The following is a 17262-nucleotide window of genomic DNA, read 5'->3' on the forward strand; positions in this document are numbered from 1 at the left end:
CTATGCTTGACGAGCGGGCGCGACCTATTATGGTCCGGGCCAATCGGGCTGGCTTTCGGGCGCGTCCGTTCCCTGACCTATCGACATATGGAAGAAACGCATGCTCGCCAACAGCGGGATTATCTCACTCCTCCCGATGATCCTCGTGTTCGTCGTGTTCTATTTTGTGCTCATTCGCCCGCAGCAGGCGCGCCAGAAGGAGCTCAAGGCCCAGCTCAACGCGCTGCGTCGTGGTGATCGTATCGTGACCAGTGGTGGTATCATCGGCACGGTACAGCTCGCACGCGAAGGAACCAAGGAAGTCGAAGTCGAGATCGCTCCCGGCGTGAAGGTCCAGCTGATGCGTGAAAACGTGTCGCAGGTGCTGACCAGCTCTGCCAAGCCTGCCAATGACGGCGCCAAGCCCGCCAAGTAAATCCGGCTTGAAAACTGGACATAAAAAAACCGGCTCCCGTGAGGAAGCCGGTTTTTTTGTTCGACCTGACAGTGATCAGGCAGAGAGCAGCTCTGCTTCGGCAAACTCGTAGTTGGCGAGCTTGTCGAGATAGTTCGTGATGTAGTCCGGACGACGGTTGCGGAAGTCCAGGTAATAGGCGTGTTCCCACACATCCAGACCCAGAAGGGCGCGACCCTGGCCCTCTGCCAGCGGGTTGGAGCCATTGGCGGTCTTGGTCACGGCGAGCTTGCCATCGGTGCCCAGAACCAGCCATGCCCAGCCCGAACCGAACTGCGAGATAGCTGCCTGCTTGAAGGCGGCCTTGAAGGCATCGAGACCACCGAGATCGGAGTCGATCTTGGCAGCGAGCTTTGAAGGCACCTGACCGCCATTCGGGGCAAGGTTCTTCCAGAACAGGATATGATTCCAGTGCTGGCCAGCATTGTTGAAAACGGGCGCCTGGGCAGCGTCGCCCTTAACGGCGAAAATGATTTCCTCAAGGCTCTTGCCCTGAAGCTCCGGCTTGGCTTCGACAAAGCCATTCAGCGCCGTGACATAGGCCTGATGATGCTTGCCGTGGTGCAGCTCGAGAGTTTCCTGGCACATGCCCGAAGCGGCGAGCGCGCTGGTCTGGTAGGGAAGGGACGGCAGTTCGAAAGCCATGGTGCGTCTCCTGGACTATCATGGTGAGGACAAAGCGGAGCTGCTTGGTCTTCCAAGGCAGCTATGGTGCCGGACGGGTTTCGTCAACCCGTCGGCCTTTTTGTGAGCTCAGGCTTTTTCTGACGGCTCCGGCGAATGGACGACGCTCTTTTCAATGGCAGAGAGCAGCGCAGAATAATCATCATTCGCGTGGCGCTTGTTGGCGAGGGCGAGGGCCTGATCAGCGATGGCAATGGCCGGGCAGAAGCTGTGGGTGCTGCGTGCTGCGGAAATGAGCAATCCCATATCCTTGGACATCAGGCGCGTCGGAAACTGCGCGCTGAAATCACCACGTTCGGCATAAGCGAGCTTGCGCTTGTGATGCGGGGAAATTACCGCCACCTGACCGAGGGCTTCGTAGAGCATAGAGCGATCGAGTCCGCTCGACAGGCCATAGCCGACAGCTTCTGCAATGACGTTGAGTGTGGCACCCATGATGCCGTTGATCACGAGCTTCAGGCGCGTTCCGGCCCCGACGGGACCTGCATGGATGCTGAGCTTGCCGATGGCGCTGAGCACAGGGCGCGCGGCTTCTAGGTCGTCATGTGACGCCCCCACCAGCATGACGAGTTCGCCTTTTTCGGCCTCGGGTGTGCTGCCCGACATGGGCGCATCGACAAAACGCAGCCCCTTTGCGTTGGCGAGATCGTGAAGCTTCTCCGTGGCCTCGGGCGAGATCGTGCTCGTATTGATGATGATGGTACCGGCTCGGGCTCCGGCCAGAAACCCTTCCGCACCTTCGGCAGAGGCGAAGACAGCAGAATCATTGGGTACGCAGAGAACCAGAATGTCGGACAGCGCGGCGAGCGCAGAGGCCGTTTTCACGACGGGGGTGTCAGCATCCTGCTGTTTACCCGACGGTGTGTAGGCACTGACGCCATAGCCGGCTTTTCTGAGATTTTGCCCCATGAGTGCGCCCATGGCGCCATAGCCTACAAAGCCGATCGTCTGTTGAGTCATTCCTGTTACATCCTCTATGCGCATGATGTACCTGATTAAAGCACTGGCATGACACCGGTTGCGCTCCCGATGCCTAGCTTGTCCGATCTGCAGTAAGGGCCGGAACTGTCTGGGTGAGAAGTGGTGCTATGGTCTCAATATGCCTGCCGCAACTGGCGTGGAAGTTCGCCAGGGCCAATCCGTCGGGTAGGGCGGTGATCTGGCCGGGGCGGAAAGGCACCCGGGCCCAGCCCATGCCGTAAGCATCGATTGTCGACAGATGGGCCGCGACCCCGAAGGTGATGACCAGCTTAAGGTTGGTGAGTATGCCGAGCAGTTCGGCCAGAACAGCGACATTTGTCGGCTGCATGGGGGAGGGATCTGCGTGGTGCAGATCTGTCCCGCCCAGATGGTGGAAGGCCAAGCTCGCCCCTATCGTCTCGGGTATCTCGTCATGCAGGCGCTCTTCAACCGCCAGGCGCTGATCGGCTGCGAAGGGCGCGAGACTGACAATAAGGATGCAGGCATCCTGGGAGGGAGAAAATTTTCTGGCCATGTCGAGAAGGTCATCAAGCCTCTGTCATCGTATCAGTCGTCGAGATCGTCATCAGAGACGATATCGGCCGGATGTCTGACGGGTGCCGAGCGTGTCCGGACCGGAGCGTCTCCCTGGCGTCGGGTGAATTCGCCCGCGATATCGGCCAGTTCGATGAACTGATCGACCTGGCGGCGCAGATCGTCGCCGATAAGAGAGGGAGAAGAGCGCAGCGAGGATACGGCTGTTACCCTTACGCCGCGTCTCTGTATTGCCTCGACGGCGCGTCGCAGATCGGCATCTCCGCTGAAGATAATGGCATGGTCGATGCGGTCAGCCAGTTCCAGCAGGTCGACGGCAAGCTCGACATCCATGTTACCCTTGAGACGGCGCCGCCCGGACTGATCAGTGAATTCGCGCGCATTTTTGGTGACAAGCATGAAGCCATTATAAGCAAGCCAGTCGGTGAGCGGCTTGAGCGGCGAATACTCTTCAGTCTCTGGTATTGCGGCGTAATAGTGGGCGCGCAAGAGTTTTGTATTGCTTTTAAAATACCGTAGGAGCCTTCTGTAATCTACTTCGAAGCCGATGGTCTTCGCGGTATAATAGAGGCTCGAACCATCTATAAATACGGCAGTTCTCTCGTTTTCATCGAGCATCTCTTACCCATTTCAGAAAAACTGCAACACTTTACGATGTCGCAGCAGGAATAATCTCAAACTGTGGTTTAACGAATTCTGAATTCAGAATATAGTGATATCATTGCTTTATAGCCATTTCTCATCATATTGCTGCGTTCATTGCATTTGTGATGCTGCTTCAGCCCGCTCGCAGCAGCGATATCTGGGATAGTGCTGGTACGAAGGAATGTTTGCCCGGGGAGGGCATTTGTGCTAGCCGATCCAATTCTCGTGGATTTGCGGATATTGGTTGGGAAGAGTCTATGGCACGCGTAACCGTTGAAGATTGCATCGAAAAGGTTCCGAACCGCTTCGACCTCGTTCTCCTTGCTGCCCAGCGCGCCCGCGGCCTCTCGCGCGGTGAGGAAATGACCCTTGATCGCGATAACGACAAGAATCCCGTCGTTGCCCTGCGCGAGATTGCTGAAGAAAAGGTCAATCTGAGCGCGCTCAAGGACGGTATCGTTCGTTCTCTCGCCCGCGCTCCCGAGCCCGAGCCTGTTGACGAAGAAGTCATGGATCTTATCCCGACCGATCAGAATATCTTCGGTCTGCAGGACGTCTCCACCGAAGAAGAACACGCCCACATGGCTGAAACGATGTCTCCTGCCGAGCTCGAGGCTTCCTTCGAGGCGGAATTTGGAGGACGCGGTCGCCGCTAATCTCTTGCGATGCCGGACCTTTATGTGGTCCGGTATTGTCTCCGGGTCTGATGGGGCCCGGATGTGATCAGGATTGGGAGAGAGTACCGGCATGTCTGACACCCTTCTCCCCGGCGCCGAAATGGCAGCTTCGGTCCCCTCGATCTCCGGTCTCTTGCGCCGCATTGCAGGCTATGACCCCCATGCGGATCTAGCCCGCGTCGAAGAAGCCTATGCCGTCGCCGAAAAGGCGCATCGCGAGCAAAAGCGCGATAATGGCGAGCCCTACATCATCCATCCGATTGCAGTGGCCAATATCCTTGCGGGTTTCCGCATGGATGTGCCTTCGATCATGGTGGGGCTGCTGCATGATACGGTCGAAGATACCGGCATCACCCAAGCTTTTCTGAAAGAGCGCTTCGGCGAGACGGTCGCAAGCCTTGTTGATGGCGTGACCAAGCTGACGAGGCTTGAGCTTCAGTCAGATCGCACCAAGCAGGCCGAGAATTTCCGCAAGCTTGTTCTGGCAATGTCACGCGACATCCGCGTGCTGATCGTCAAGCTGGCCGACCGTCTCCACAACATGCGCACGCTGCATTATGTCCAGCGGCAGGACCGCCGCTTGCGTATCGCGCGCGAGACCATGGACATCTACGCGCCGCTTGCCGAGCGCATCGGTATGGACCGGGTCAAGACGGAACTGCAGAATCTCTCCTTTGAGCAACTCGAGCCCGAAGCCGACGCCACGATCAGGGCACGTCTGAACTTTCTGCGTGGCCATGGCGCCGATATCATCGAGCAGATCCGTACCGAGCTGAAAGAGCTTTGTGCAGAAGTCGGCCTTGAGCATGTCGATGTGACAGGGCGTGAGAAATCGCCTTTTTCGATCTGGGCGAAAATGCAAAAGCGCAATGTCGCTTTTGAGCAGCTTTCCGACATCATGGCATTTCGCGTGATCGTGCCGACACGTGATGCCTGCTATGCCGCCCTGGGTGCCATTCATGGCGCCTATCCCATGATTGCCGGGCGGTTCAAGGATTACATCTCGACGCCCAAGGCGAACGGATATCAGAGCCTCCATACCGGGGTCACGCTTCGTCAGCCGCGCAATCAGAAGATCGAAGTCCAGATCCGCACCGCTGATATGCATGACTTCGCCGAAAACGGTGTGGCCGCTCACTGGGCGTACAAGGAACGTGACGCTGCGCAGGCCTCGAACAGCGAAGTTGCAGCGCTGGGACTCAACAAGCTGCGCTGGGTGCAGGATCTTCTCGAAATTCTCGAGGATTCCGAGGCGCCGGACGAGTTTCTCGAGAACACGAAGCTCGAGCTTTATCAGGACCAGGTTTTCTGCTTCACCCCCAAGGGGCAGCTCATTTCCCTGCCACGCCGCGCGACGCCGGTCGATTTTGCCTATGCTGTGCATAGCCAGGTCGGTGATGCCTGCGTGGGGGCGAAGATCAATGGTCGCCTGATGCCGCTGCGGCATGAATTGCAGAACGGCGATCAGGTCGAGATCATGACCGCGCGTGGTGGCACGCCGTCGGCCTCGTGGGAACGCTTTGTCGTTACTGGCAAGGCGCGCGCGCGTATTCGCCGCTATGTTGCCTTGCAACAGCGCCAGGTCAATCTCGACACGGGGCGGACTGCCCTGGCCAAGGCTTTCCGTCAGGAAGGTGCCGATGGCAGCGAAAAAGTGCTCGAGACCCTGCTGCGCGATCTGCGCCAGCCTAGCATCGAGGATCTATACGTTGCCGTTGGTACGGGGCAGATCGGCCCCCGTGACGTCGTCAATGCGGCTTACCCCGAGTTGCGTCAGACCCATCGTGCGCCGCGCATGGTGCCGGGCCTGTCGGGTCGCCTCGGCGGCGGTCTGGGTACGCCCGCGCGCTACGGGGCAAAGAGCGGTTCGATCATCAATGGCGTTGGCTCGGGCATCGCGACACATTTCGCCGGGTGCTGTCACCCGCTGCCGGGCGACCCCATTGTCGGGATCATCGCGCAGGGCAAGGGCGTGACCATCCATCAGCGTCATTGCCAGAATCTCAGTGCGTTCTCGTCTACGCCTGAGCGGTTCCTCGAGGTCGACTGGGACTACGAGGCCCTGGCGCAGGGCGAACGTGGCGCACCGCATATCGGACGTGTGAGTGTCATCGCCGCCAATGAATCCTCTGTGCTGACAACCCTCACCAACACGGCCTCGAAGCATAATGGCAGCGTGGTCAATCTGCGCATTCTCAACCGGCAGCTCGATTTCATGGAAATCCTCGTCGATCTGGAAGTGCGCGATGTGCGGCATCTTTCTGCAATGATCGCCGCGCTGCGTTCAGCGCAGGGGGTCATGCAGGTCGAGCGTACGAAGAACTGACCTGACCTCATGATACGCGGTATCGGCACGGATCTTTGCGACATGCGGCGTATTGCCCGCGCGCTGGAGCGTTCGGGAGATCGCTTTCTGGAGCGCAGCTTTACACCTGCCGAGATCGCCTATGCCAATACACGCAAGGGCGACGGGCGTCTGGGCATTCTGGCCAAACGCTGGGCAGCCAAGGAAGCCTGCGCAAAGGCTCTCGGGACCGGATTTCGTGATGGTCTGCACTTTACCGATATCGAGGTGCGCAACGATCCGCTCGGCAAGCCGCTGCTGCATCTTACCGGCAAGGCAGCTGACTGCCTGAATGCGATGGCCCTGCCGGGCGAGCGTGCCGATATTCAGGTGAGTCTCAGTGACGAGACCCCTTATGCAATTGCCTATGTGATCGTGCAGTCAGTCTCGCAGCATTTGTGATAGGCTGTCGCCAAATCCCCCATATCTGCGCTAAGAACCGGAAATGACCGAAATGAATCCGGAGGCTTCGCCCTCCAAGCGAAAAGAAGACACCCCTCTGGAAATCGTTCGCTTCGTCGCGATCTGGATCATCGTGTTGATGGTGATACGAACGGTGCTGGTCGAGCCCTTCAATATTCCGAGCGCGTCGATGATTCCGACCCTTCAGGTCGGTGACTATATTATCGTTACGAAGTTCGATTATGGCTGGTCACGTTTTTCGATGCCGTTCTCGCCGCATCTTTTCGATGGCCGTATCTGGGGTACGACACCGCATCGCGGCGATGTGGCGGTGTTTCGCTACACCCAGAACAATTCGATCGACTATATCAAGCGCATTATCGGTCTGCCTGGCGATCACATTCAGATGCGCGCGGGTGAGCTTTATCTGAACGGCACTCTGGTGCCGCGCCAGTCGCTTGGTCCCTATTCGGTCATGGATGAAAATCGCATGCCCCAGACGGGCATACGCTATCTCGAATCCCTGCCCGGCAGCGGTGGCGCGGCGACCGTGACCCATCAGATCCTGAAGCAGACCGATGAGGGTGAGCAGAACGATACCCGCGAATATGTCGTGCCCGAGGGATATTTCTTCGCGATGGGCGACAATCGGGACAATAGCGGCGACAGCCGCTTCCAGCGCGATAACGGGCAGGATCTTGGGTACGTGCCGATGGTCAATCTCGTCGGAAAGGCGCGTTTCGTGTTTTTCTCTTATGAGGCCGTGCATCCGCTCTGGCAGTTCTGGCAATGGCCGTTCGAGATACGGTGGAGCCATCTTTTTGCGACCATGCATTGAGGCTCTGTCATGACGGGTCATGACGACACTCTCGACGCGTTGCAGAAGGCTCTCGGTCATCGCTTTGCTGATCAAGGCCTGCTGCGTCAGGCCCTGACCCACCGCTCTGCCGTATCGTCGCGACAGGGACGGCGCGCGCCTCGCGGCGGAACCAAGCCGGTCGACGCCATTTCGAATGAGCGGCTCGAATTTATGGGTGACCGCGTTCTCGGGTTGCTTATGGCCGAGTGGCTGCTTGAGCAATTCCCCAATGAGCCCGAAGGGGCACTGGGGCCGCGTCATGCGTCTCTCGTGTCCCGTAACGCGCTGGCTCCTATTGCCGAGAGTATCGGTGTGGCCGGGGCGTTGCGCATTGCCGAACACGAGGAGCAGGCCAATATCCGCAGCCTTGCCAATGTGCAGGCCGACGCGATGGAGGCCCTGCTGGGCGCCATCTATCTTGATGGCGGGCTCGAACCCGCACGCCGTCTCGTGCGCGAAAAATGGAAAGATCTGCTCCTGTCGCAGATAACCCCGCCCAAGGACCCAAAGACGGCCTTGCAGGAATTTGTGCTTGCGCGCGGCTCCGCCTTGCCGGAATACGAGACCCTGTCGATGGAAGGCCCATCGCATGCGCCGCGCTTTACCGTTGCGGTTTCTGCTATGGGTGAGGCAGGTGAGGGTGTTGCAGGAAGCAAACGCCAGGCCGAGAGCGAAGCGGCGACAGCCCTCCTCCGGCGATTGAACCGTAGCCGTAAAGGCACGAAGGATAAGAAATGACGACACGTTGTGGTTTCGTCGCCCTTGTGGGGGCACCGAATGCCGGAAAATCAACCCTGATCAACCGCATGACCGGCACGAAGCTGTCGATCGTGAGCCCGAAGGCGCAGACAACGCGCTTCAGGGTTCTCGGTATTTTGATGCGCCAGACAACGCAGATTCTGCTTGTCGACACACCTGGCATTTTCAAGCCAAGGCGCAAGCTGGATCGTGCGATGGTCGCCGCAGCCTGGACCGGCTCACAGGACGCCGATATTTCGCTCCTGCTGATCGATGCGAAGGCGGGTATTCGCGAAGAATCGCAGGCTGTCATTGAGACCCTCGCCAAGCAGAAGCGCCGCGTCTGGCTGGTGCTGAACAAGACCGACCTGATTGGTGCCCAGCAGCTTCTGCCTCTCACCAAGGCCATCACAGATCAGCTGGCGGTTGAGCATGTCTTCATGCTCAGTGCACGATCCGGCGATGGTGTGGACGATCTGCTTGACCATCTGGCGGCAGAACTGCCCGAGGGGCCCTATCTCTATCCTGAAGATGATCTGACTGATCTGCCCGACCGTCTGCTGGCGGCCGAACTGGTGCGTGAACAGATCTTCATGCAGACGCATGAGGAAATTCCCTATCAGGCAACGGTCGAGACCGAGAGCTTCAAGGAGCGGCCCGACGGCTCAGTGCGTATCGATGCAACGATCTACGTGTCGCGTCCGGGGCACAAGGCCATTCTCATTGGCGAGGGCGGTCGCAAGATTCGCAGCATCGGCGAGCGGGCGCGTCTTGATCTGGGGCGTCTGCTTGAAAGGCCCTGCCATCTTTTCCTCAACGTGCGCGAGCGCGCCGGCTGGGATGAGGAAAAGGCCAGACTGCGGGCTATCGGTCTGGATGACGCCTGAGAAGTTCTTGTGAGGACAGGCCGCGCCCTATAAGAGGGGCGCGGGTTGTAAAATGGCCTTCATAAGGCTGCAACGAAAGAGGATGCGATGACCGAAACTCCTGCACGCTACAAGCGCGTTCTTCTCAAGGTTTCGGGCGAGGCCCTCATGGGCAAGGGCTCTTTCGGCATCGAGCCGCAGATCGTCGAAGAGATCGCGAATGATGTTGCCCTGGTCTCGCGTAGTGGCGTGCAGGTCTGTCTTGTTATCGGCGGCGGCAATATCTTCCGCGGTGTCGCAGCGGCGGCCAAGGGCATGGATCGTGCCCAGGGCGACTATGCCGGCATGCTGGCGACGGTCATCAATGCATTGATGATGCAGAACGCGCTCGAAAAAGCCGGGATCGATACGCGCGTCATGTCGGCCATTCAGATGTCCTCGATCGCCGAGCCCTATATCCGTCGTCGTGCCGTGCGCCATATGGAAAAGGGGCGCGTGGTCATCTTTGCAGCCGGAACCGGCAATCCGTTCTTCACAACAGACACGGCGGCAGCGTTGCGTGCCAACGAGATGGAATGCGACGTCTTGCTCAAGGGCACCCAGGTCGATGGCGTCTATTCTGCCGATCCGCGCCGCGTGCCCGATGCCGAGCGCTATGATGAACTGTCCTATATGGATGTGCTCTCGCGCGATCTGAGCGTGATGGATGCGACGGCCATTTCGCTCGCTCGCGAGAATCGTCTGCCAATTATCGTATTCAATATTCATGCACCGGGAGCCTTTGCCAGCGTGATGCGCGGCGAAGGGCGTTTCACCCGGATTATCGAAACGGCTTGAACTGGGCGCCATCAGACGCCCCCCTTTTGAATATCCGTAAAGGAGAGAACAATGCCTGCTGAGCTGAACGACCTGCTCGAAGATCTGACCCGCCGTATGGATGGCGCCATGGAAAGCCTGCGCCGCGACCTGTCCGGTCTGCGTTCGGGCCGTGCGAGCCCGAACCTGCTCGAGCCGGTTCGTGTCGAGGCCTATGGCAGCGATGTGCCGCTGTCTCAGGTCGGGTCGATTGCGGTTCCCGAAGCCCGTATGCTGACGGTGTCGGTCTGGGATCGCGGGCTCGTTGGTGCCGTTGAGCGCGCCATTCGTGATTCCGGTCTGGGCCTCAACCCTGCGGCAGACGGGCAGACGGTACGTGTGCCGATTCCCCAGCTGACCGAAGAGCGTCGTAATGAGCTGGCGCGCGCTGCCGGTCGTTATGCCGAGAACGGCAAGATCGCCGTGCGTAACGTGCGCCGCGATGGCATGGATCAGATCAAGACCCATGAGAAAAAAAGCGAAATCAGCCAGGATGACATGAAGGTCTGGTCCGATGGCGTGCAGAAGCTGACGGATCAATACGTCAAGAAGGTCGATGACATGCTCGCGGACAAGGAACGCGAAATCAAGCAAGTCTGATCAGGCGCCGTGTCCTCCTCACGCACCCTTCCTGCCGCAGCAGCGGACCCTGCGCCCGGCATTGTGCCGCGTCACGTTGCTGTCATCATGGATGGCAACGGGCGCTGGGCACGCGCACGTGGTAAGCCGGTGATGGCTGGCCATCGTGCTGGGGCTGAAGCCGTCAAACGTTGCGTGAAGGCCGCCATCCTCTCGGGTGTACGCTATCTGACGCTTTACGCGTTTTCTTCCGAGAACTGGCAGCGGACGACAGAAGAGGTCTCTGACCTGACCTCCCTGCTGAGGTTCTATCTGCGCCATAAGGTTGCCGAGTTGCATGAGCAGAATGTCCGGCTCGAATTCATCGGCGATCTGTCCCGGTTCGATGCCGGGCTGCGGGCGGAGATTGAGCGCGCCAGAAATCTTACCGCCCGCAATGGGCGCCTGACACTCATTCTGGCGCTTTCCTACGGCGCCCGGCATGACATGCTTGCTGCGGCGCAGCGTCTTGCGCTGGCCTCGGTCCGGGGGGAAATCGATCCCGCATCGCTTACAGAGCAGGATTTCAGGGATCACCTGCAGACATCGACCTTTCCTGACCCAGATCTCATTGTGCGCACCAGTGGCGAGCGGCGCCTCTCCAATTTTCTGCTCTGGGAATCGGCCTACGCCGAATTGTCTTTTCTCGACGTGATGTGGCCGGATTTTGATGAGACCCATTTCGCAGCGCTTTTGACCGATTTCGCTGGACGTGAGCGCCGGTTCGGCAGGCGTCTGCAGCCGGATCCCGTATTGTGACATCCAGCAGCGCCAATCCGCGCTGGTCCGATCTGCGCCTGCGCCTGATTTCCGCAAGCGTGATCGTTCCTGTTGCGCTTTTGTGTATCTGGGCAGGCGGCAGCGCCTATCGCCTCATGATCCTGCTCGTGAGTATCGGCCTCGTCTATGAGGGCGCGGCAATGGCCGGGCTGAGCTGGCAGAAAGGTGCGCGCAATTGGCGAGGCGCTCTGCTTCTGCTCTGGCCGCCCCTTGGATTGCTGCTAGCCATGAAGGGCGAGTGGCGCGCCGCTCTTGGGCTAGCGCTCTCTGCCGCGATTTTCGGCGCTGCCCAATGGGCGTGCGTTGCTGTTGCCAGTCTTGGCGGGTTGTCTCTGCTGTGGTTGCGTGAGCAGCCCGGTACGGGTGCCCTGCCCGTACTCTTTATCATTCTTGTCGTGATTGCCAGCGATAGCGGGGCCTACATGGCCGGGCGCATTATCGGTGGGCCAAAACTGGCCCCGAGCATTTCGCCAGGCAAGACACGCTCCGGCGCGGCAGGCGGGCTTGTGGCGGCAGGGCTGGCAGGGCTGGCAGTTGCCGGTTGCTCGGGGCAGGGCGGTCTTGCTGGCGGGGCAGTCTGGGGAATGATCCTTGGCTGCGCTGCGCAATGCGGCGATCTTGCCGAGAGCGCTGCCAAGCGTCGTGTCGGCATCAAGGATTCCGGCTGGCTCATTCCCGGCCATGGGGGGCTTCTGGACCGCTTTGACGGGCTTCTAGCGGCGGCACCTTTGGCCGCTCTGGTTTCTCTTGCCGTGCCGGGGCAGGTTTTCTGGACCGCTCTTCCAGTCGATATCCTGGGCGCCCTTCTGCATCCGTTCTTTCCGTCTTTCTCTGCTTTCTCGCATTGATCTGGAGTATCCTGAGATCATGACCTCCTCACCGCGCAGCGTTACCGTTCTGGGTAGCACCGGCAGCATCGGCTGCTCTACAATCGATCTTCTGCTGGCCGAGCCGGAGCGTTTTCAGGTTCGTGCGCTTGTGGGTGGCCGCAATGTGGCCCTGCTCGCAGAGCAGGCCCGTGCCCTTCATGCAGAAATCGCGGTGATTAATGACGAGACGCTGCTCGATGATCTGCGTGGCAGATTGCAGGGGAGCGGCGTGAAAGTTGCAGCCGGGCGTCAGGCGGTCATCGAAGCCGCAGCCATGGAAGCTGACTGGACGATGGCCGCCATAACCGGAGCAGCCGGGCTGGAGCCCACCCTGGCCGCGACCCGCAATGGTCATTCCATCGCCCTGGCGAACAAGGAGGCTCTGGTCAGCGCGGGTGATGTCATGCTGCGCGAGGTTGCTACGGCGAAGGCGACCCTGCTTCCGGTTGATTCCGAGCATAACGCTATCTTCCAGAGCCTGACGGGCAGCCCGATCGAGAGCATCGAGAAAATCATTCTCACGGCATCGGGCGGTCCATTCCGTTGCGCGTCACTTGAGACCATGCGTGAGGCAACACCGGAACACGCACTCAAGCATCCGACATGGAGCATGGGCGCCAAGATCACCATCGATTCGGCCTCCATGGCCAATAAAGGACTTGAGGTCATCGAGGCCGCGCGTATTTTCGGTTTGAGCAACGAGCAGATCGACGTGCTGGTGCATCCGCAATCTGCGGTGCATGGTCTGGTGCAGTTCCGCGATGGCAGTCTGATCGCCCAGCTCGGCGCGCCTGATATGCGCGTGCCGATCGCCAATACGCTGGCATGGCCGGATCGCATGCAGACCAATGCCCCGCGTCTGGACCTCGCAGCACTCGCGCGCCTCGATTTCGAAGCGCCCGACGAGGTTCGGTTCCCCGCGCTGCGTCTGGCGCGTGAGGCACTCGTCGCAGGATCTGCCTCGCCGACAATTTTCTCGGCAGCCAATGAGATTGCTGTCGAGGCGTTTCTGAACCGTCGTATCGGCTTTCTGGGCATTGGCGATACCATTGCCTATGCCATGGAGACGCTTGGCGCGCCGAAGCTCGATACGCTTGACGATGTGCTGCATTGGGATGCGGAAGCGCGTCGCGTTGCAGAAATCTTTGTTTCGCGTGAGCGCAGCAACTCTCTCAATAGCGCGGTGTCTCTCCATGCATGAGTTTGCGGTAACGATTCTGGCCTTCGCCCTGATTCTGGGTGTGCTCGTTTTCGTGCATGAAATGGGTCACTATCTTGCGGCACGCTGGCGTGGTGTGAAGGTGGACACTTTTTCCATCGGTTTCGGCCCGGCGCTTTACCGCTGGCGCGATCGTACCGGCACGGAGTGGCGTATCTCGGCCATCCCTCTTGGGGGCTTCGTCAAGCCGCATGGTTTCGAGGACCCTGAAGACGCCACGCCCGAGCAGAAAGCGGCCTGGGTTCCGGGGCAGACCTTTCATGACAAGCCTGTCGGCTCCCGCATGCTGGTCATTGTCATGGGACCGGTTTTCAATTTCATCTTCGCGATCCTGCTCTTTACCGTGCTGTATGTCTCGGTAGGCAAGCCGGAACTCAAGAACGAGATCGCGCAGGTTGTGCCGCATAGCGCTGCCGAACGCGCCGGGCTGCAGAAGGGCGATATCATCACGCGTCTTGGTACGCTCGATGTGTTCAATTTCGCCGACATCCAGGCACACGCCGTTGCCATGCCTGGCGTGCAGACCACTCTGGGCATCACGCGCGGTGACCAGAAACTGAACGTACCGATCACGCTCGATCGTGTTCCGGGCAAGAAGGGCGCCGCCGATACTGGCAGCATTGGCGTCTTCGCTGAGCTCGTTCCAGGCAAGCCAATGTCTTTTGGCAAGGCCGTGGGGGCGGGGCTGCAGGAAACCTGGCATGTCTCGGTGCAGACATTGCAGGGCGTATGGCAGATCCTCTCCGGCCATCGTAGCCCGAAGGAGCTTGGAGGCACGATCCGTATCGCCCAGCTCTCAGGGCAGGTCGCCCATTACGGCTTTGCCAGCATCCTGTCTTTCATGGCGCTGCTTTCGATCAATCTCGGCCTGATCAATCTCTTTCCGATTCCATTGCTCGATGGCGGCAGATTGATGTTTTACGTGGCGGAAGCTGTGCGTGGAAAGCCGGTGTCACGCCGCGTTCAGGAAGTCAGCTATCAGGCTGGTTTTGCGATTATTGCGGCGTTGTTCCTGTTTTCGACATTCAACGATCTGTCGAATCTGGGCCTCTTCCATTAGGATAAGTCAAGCGCTATGCGAACTGACACAGAGTGTTACGACACTTCATGTGGTGGGGTGCTTGCCTCGCAGGGCATAAGTCGGATACGTCCGATTTGAACAAACGCGGTCGACGGTTCCGGCTTCGTTGCGTAAAGTTAAATTGTCTGAAATAAACCTTCACGCTGGGTTGATGAAGTTAAGGAACGTCCGTCTTGTCAGGTAAACGTCTCGTTCTCCTTGCGTCTGTTTGCATGCTCCCGATATGGGCAGGCACAGCCGAGGCTCAGAAGACCCGTCGTGCCCCCTCGCATCATGGCGCGCATCAGCGCCCTGCCGATGGGCAAGTGATCGAAGCGATCGATGTGAAGGGCAATACGCGCATCGAAACCAGCACCATCCTTTCCTATATGGTGGTGCAGCCTGGTAACCATTTCAACCAGGACGACCTCGATCGTTCGCTGAAGACGCTCTACGCGACCGGCCTGTTCAAGGACGTCACCATGCGTCGCTCCGGCGGCACATTGATTGTGGATCTGGTCGAGAACCCGATCGTCAACCGCATCGCCTTCGAAGGCAATCACGCGGTCAAGGACGAGGATCTTCGCAAGGAGATCAGCATGCGTCCTCGTGCCGTGTTCTCGTCTCAGGCCGCCGCCGCAGATCGCCAGAAACTGCTTGATCTTTATGCGTCCAAGGCCCGTTTCGGCGCAACCGTAACGCCGCAGATCATCAAGTTGTCGCATAATCGTGTCGATGTGATCTTCAAGATCAACGAAGCGCGTCAGACCCTGATCAACAAGATTGTCTTCGTCGGAAACAAGGCTTTCAACGAAGCGCGTCTCGCCTCAGTCGTCTCGTCGAAGGAGACGGAATGGTATCGTTTCTTCTCGTCATCTGACGAATACAACCCGGAGCGTATCAAGTACGACGCCGAGTTGCTGCGTCGTTTCTACCTGCATAACGGGTATGTGGATTTTCACATGATCAATGCGACGGGTGAATTGTCACCTGATCGCAAGAACTTCATCATTACCTTCACGCTCGACGAAGGCCCGCGCTATCGTATCGGCAAGATGGATGTGCGCTCGAGCCTGCGTCACGTCGAGTCCAAGGATCTGAAGAAGTATATCGACCTGTTCCCGCACCAATGGTACGACGGCACAGCGATCCAGAACAACGTGACGGGCATGCAGGAGCGCCTGCAGGCAACCGGACACCCCTTCGCCATGGTGCGCTCCGAGATTGCGCGTAACCCCGAGAAGCATATCGTCGATCTGCTCTTCGACGTGAATGAAGGGCCGCATGTCTATGTTGAGCGCATCGACATCAATGGCAACACGGTAACCAAGGACAAGGTTATCCGTCGTGCGCTGCCTATGGCAGAGGGCGACCCATACACCCCGTTTGATCGTAAATATTCGAAGGCCGCATTGCAGGATCTCGGTTATTTCAGCACGGTCTCTGTCGACCAGACGCAGGGCTCAGCCCCCGACAAGGTCAACGTGGCAGCCAATGTGGTCGAAAAGCCAACGGGCGAATTCTCGCTTGGTGGTGGTTATTCGACCGACGTCGGTATTCTGGGTAACGGCTCGGTCAAGCAGCATAATCTACTCGGCACGGGTATGGATGCCGGTATCTCCGGAACAGTGGCGTATTATCAGAAGCAGGTCGATCTCTCTTTGACCGATCCCTACTTCCTGAACCGCAACATCGTGGCAGGTATCGATATCTTCGGTATCGAAAACAACTACCAGACCTACCAGTCCTATAAGGAAGGGCGGTATGGTGCTACGCTGCGCATGGGGTATTCGTATAATAACTATCTGTCGCAGTCCTGGAGCTACTCGCTGATTGATCGTCACGTCGGCAATATCTTTAGCCAGAGCGACATTGACACTTACGGTTATCAGTATGTCCCGTCCTATTATGTGCAAGACTCCGCTGGCTGGTCGCTTCTTTCCCAGTTGAGCACCACGCTGACCTATGATCGTCGCGACAACCGCATGCGTCCGCGCAAGGGTTTCGTCATCAACGTAAGCGGAGACTTCGCCGGCCTCGGCGGCAATGTGAAATATCTGCGCGCCAAGGTTGACGCTCAGTATTACGTGCCGCTGGACTCAATCACAGGCAATCACGACTGGGGTCTGCAGTTCAAGGGCGGCGCCGGCTATATGGGCGACTGGTCCAAGAACAGCAATGTCAGCATCATCGACAATTTCTATCTCGGTGGTGAAAACCTGCGCGGCTTCTTGCAGGGTGGTGCGGGCCCCCGTTCCGGCCATATTAACTCGTCTACGCCTTTGCCGGGTCAGGAAGATCTTATCGGTGGCCGTTTCATCTATACCGCTTCAGCGCAGCTTAATTTCCCGCTGCCTATGGGCGACGATGTCGGTATTTCCGGTCGATACTTCGTCGATGCCGGTAGTCTTGACGGTTTGCGTGTGAAGCATCTTTACACCAACGCCGCGCAGGATGGATCGCGATATACGCCGGTTACGGGTAATACGCTTGTTCCCCGTGTCACTACGGGTCTTGGTATTTCCTGGAAGAGCCCATTCGGCCTCGTCAATATCGACGGCGCCGTGCCTATCCGCAAATCGCGTAATGACCGTCTCTATCCGCTCCGTTTCGGTTTCGGACAGCAATTCTGAACGCAGCCTAATCCGGTCGGGTCATAGTCTCTCGCAAGCATTCT

At 58.6% G+C, this 17262-nt stretch carries 18 protein-coding genes; 14 read left to right on the forward strand and 4 right to left on the reverse strand.

The features are described from left to right. The first annotated feature begins 100 nt into the window (after positions 1-100). Entirely contained in the window at positions 101-415 is a 315-nt protein-coding gene (gene yajC, locus IEV53_RS02060) for a preprotein translocase subunit YajC (protein ID WP_188425107.1), read from the forward strand. A 75-nt stretch (positions 416-490) separates the two neighbouring features. On the opposite strand, the gene IEV53_RS02065 is transcribed toward yajC, so the two are convergent. From IEV53_RS02065 to IEV53_RS02080, 4 genes are all read right to left on the reverse strand, one after another. After that, on the reverse strand, positions 491-1099 hold the full coding sequence (locus IEV53_RS02065) for a superoxide dismutase (RefSeq protein ID WP_188425108.1): 609 nt from the start codon (positions 1097-1099) through the stop codon (positions 491-493). A 108-nt stretch (positions 1100-1207) separates the two neighbouring features. Continuing rightward, positions 1208-2098 carry an NAD(P)-dependent oxidoreductase gene (locus tag IEV53_RS02070; protein WP_188425109.1) on the reverse strand — a complete coding sequence of 297 codons (891 nt, stop codon included), beginning with the start codon at positions 2096-2098 and terminating at the stop codon, positions 1208-1210. 73 nt (positions 2099-2171) lie between these two features. Continuing rightward, positions 2172-2633, reverse strand: a complete 462-nt coding sequence (locus IEV53_RS02075; protein ID WP_188425110.1) for a uracil-DNA glycosylase family protein — start codon at positions 2631-2633, stop codon at positions 2172-2174. A gap of 32 nt (positions 2634-2665) precedes the next feature. Further along, positions 2666-3271: a LabA-like NYN domain-containing protein gene (locus IEV53_RS02080; protein WP_188425111.1), complete on the reverse strand. Its 606-nt coding sequence runs from the start codon at positions 3269-3271 to the stop codon at positions 2666-2668. 284 nt (positions 3272-3555) lie between these two features. Between IEV53_RS02080 and rpoZ the strand changes: the two genes are divergently transcribed. The 13 genes from rpoZ (at position 3556) to bamA (ending at position 17218) form a co-directional block, all read left to right on the forward strand. Continuing rightward, on the forward strand, positions 3556-3954 hold the full coding sequence (rpoZ, locus tag IEV53_RS02085; RefSeq protein WP_188425112.1) for a DNA-directed RNA polymerase subunit omega: 399 nt from the start codon (positions 3556-3558) through the stop codon (positions 3952-3954). Between the two features lie 91 nt (positions 3955-4045). Then, a complete protein-coding gene (locus IEV53_RS02090) occupies positions 4046-6301 on the forward strand; it encodes a RelA/SpoT family protein (protein ID WP_188425113.1) in 2256 nt (751 codons plus the stop codon). A 9-nt stretch (positions 6302-6310) separates the two neighbouring features. After that, on the forward strand, positions 6311-6721 hold the full coding sequence (gene acpS, locus IEV53_RS02095; RefSeq protein WP_188425114.1) for a holo-ACP synthase: 411 nt from the start codon (positions 6311-6313) through the stop codon (positions 6719-6721). 43 nt (positions 6722-6764) lie between these two features. Beyond that, positions 6765-7559: a signal peptidase I gene (lepB, locus tag IEV53_RS02100; protein WP_188425115.1), complete on the forward strand. Its 795-nt coding sequence runs from the start codon at positions 6765-6767 to the stop codon at positions 7557-7559. 9 nt (positions 7560-7568) lie between these two features. After that, the gene (gene rnc / locus IEV53_RS02105) at positions 7569-8318 is read left to right on the forward strand and encodes a ribonuclease III (RefSeq protein WP_188425116.1); all 750 of its coding nucleotides are present in this window, start codon (positions 7569-7571) and stop codon (positions 8316-8318) included. Next, complete coding sequence (gene era / locus IEV53_RS02110) at positions 8315-9205, forward strand: GTPase Era (protein ID WP_188425117.1); 891 nt, start codon at positions 8315-8317, stop codon at positions 9203-9205. Before rnc ends, era begins: the two co-directional genes overlap by 4 nt. Before the next feature lie 87 nt (positions 9206-9292). Next, positions 9293-10021, forward strand: a complete 729-nt coding sequence (gene pyrH, locus IEV53_RS02115; protein WP_188425118.1) for a UMP kinase — start codon at positions 9293-9295, stop codon at positions 10019-10021. Between the two features lie 51 nt (positions 10022-10072). After that, positions 10073-10639: a ribosome recycling factor gene (gene frr / locus IEV53_RS02120; protein ID WP_188425119.1), complete on the forward strand. Its 567-nt coding sequence runs from the start codon at positions 10073-10075 to the stop codon at positions 10637-10639. An 87-nt stretch (positions 10640-10726) separates the two neighbouring features. Further along, the gene (gene uppS / locus IEV53_RS02125) at positions 10727-11416 is read left to right on the forward strand and encodes a polyprenyl diphosphate synthase (protein WP_188425395.1); all 690 of its coding nucleotides are present in this window, start codon (positions 10727-10729) and stop codon (positions 11414-11416) included. Further along, positions 11410-12285, forward strand: a complete 876-nt coding sequence (locus IEV53_RS02130; RefSeq protein WP_371869821.1) for a phosphatidate cytidylyltransferase — start codon at positions 11410-11412, stop codon at positions 12283-12285. Before uppS ends, IEV53_RS02130 begins: the two co-directional genes overlap by 7 nt. Positions 12286-12304: 19 nt before the next feature. Next, the gene (dxr, locus tag IEV53_RS02135; protein ID WP_188425121.1) at positions 12305-13507 is read left to right on the forward strand and encodes a 1-deoxy-D-xylulose-5-phosphate reductoisomerase; all 1203 of its coding nucleotides are present in this window, start codon (positions 12305-12307) and stop codon (positions 13505-13507) included. Then, positions 13500-14585, forward strand: coding sequence for an RIP metalloprotease RseP (rseP, locus tag IEV53_RS02140; RefSeq protein WP_188425122.1), 1086 nt, complete (start codon positions 13500-13502; stop codon positions 14583-14585). The genes dxr and rseP overlap by 8 nt, the downstream gene beginning before the upstream one ends. A 233-nt stretch (positions 14586-14818) precedes the next feature. Next, positions 14819-17218, forward strand: a complete 2400-nt coding sequence (bamA, locus tag IEV53_RS02145) for an outer membrane protein assembly factor BamA (RefSeq protein WP_188425396.1) — start codon at positions 14819-14821, stop codon at positions 17216-17218. Positions 17219-17262: the final 44 nt, after the last annotated feature.

Source organism: Asaia siamensis, assembly GCF_014635085.1.
GTDB classification, from domain to species: Bacteria; Pseudomonadota; Alphaproteobacteria; order Acetobacterales; family Acetobacteraceae; genus Asaia; species Asaia siamensis.

Excerpts from the sequence above, each read along its gene's own strand:
- yajC (WP_188425107.1), top strand. The coding sequence starts at position 101 with ATGCTCGCCAACAGCGGGATTATCTCACTCCTCCCGATGATCCTCGTG.
- IEV53_RS02065 (WP_188425108.1), bottom strand. The coding sequence starts at position 1,099 with ATGGCTTTCGAACTGCCGTCCCTTCCCTACCAGACCAGCGCGCTCGCC.
- IEV53_RS02070 (WP_188425109.1), bottom strand. The coding sequence starts at position 2,098 with ATGACTCAACAGACGATCGGCTTTGTAGGCTATGGCGCCATGGGCGCA.
- IEV53_RS02075 (WP_188425110.1), bottom strand. The coding sequence starts at position 2,633 with ATGGCCAGAAAATTTTCTCCCTCCCAGGATGCCTGCATCCTTATTGTC.
- IEV53_RS02080 (WP_188425111.1), bottom strand. The coding sequence starts at position 3,271 with ATGCTCGATGAAAACGAGAGAACTGCCGTATTTATAGATGGTTCGAGC.
- rpoZ (WP_188425112.1), top strand. The coding sequence starts at position 3,556 with ATGGCACGCGTAACCGTTGAAGATTGCATCGAAAAGGTTCCGAACCGC.
- IEV53_RS02090 (WP_188425113.1), top strand. The coding sequence starts at position 4,046 with ATGTCTGACACCCTTCTCCCCGGCGCCGAAATGGCAGCTTCGGTCCCC.
- acpS (WP_188425114.1), top strand. The coding sequence starts at position 6,311 with ATGATACGCGGTATCGGCACGGATCTTTGCGACATGCGGCGTATTGCC.
- lepB (WP_188425115.1), top strand. The coding sequence starts at position 6,765 with ATGACCGAAATGAATCCGGAGGCTTCGCCCTCCAAGCGAAAAGAAGAC.
- rnc (WP_188425116.1), top strand. The coding sequence starts at position 7,569 with ATGACGGGTCATGACGACACTCTCGACGCGTTGCAGAAGGCTCTCGGT.
- era (WP_188425117.1), top strand. The coding sequence starts at position 8,315 with ATGACGACACGTTGTGGTTTCGTCGCCCTTGTGGGGGCACCGAATGCC.
- pyrH (WP_188425118.1), top strand. The coding sequence starts at position 9,293 with ATGACCGAAACTCCTGCACGCTACAAGCGCGTTCTTCTCAAGGTTTCG.
- frr (WP_188425119.1), top strand. The coding sequence starts at position 10,073 with ATGCCTGCTGAGCTGAACGACCTGCTCGAAGATCTGACCCGCCGTATG.
- uppS (WP_188425395.1), top strand. The coding sequence starts at position 10,727 with ATGGATGGCAACGGGCGCTGGGCACGCGCACGTGGTAAGCCGGTGATG.
- dxr (WP_188425121.1), top strand. The coding sequence starts at position 12,305 with ATGACCTCCTCACCGCGCAGCGTTACCGTTCTGGGTAGCACCGGCAGC.
- rseP (WP_188425122.1), top strand. The coding sequence starts at position 13,500 with ATGCATGAGTTTGCGGTAACGATTCTGGCCTTCGCCCTGATTCTGGGT.
- bamA (WP_188425396.1), top strand. The coding sequence starts at position 14,819 with ATGCTCCCGATATGGGCAGGCACAGCCGAGGCTCAGAAGACCCGTCGT.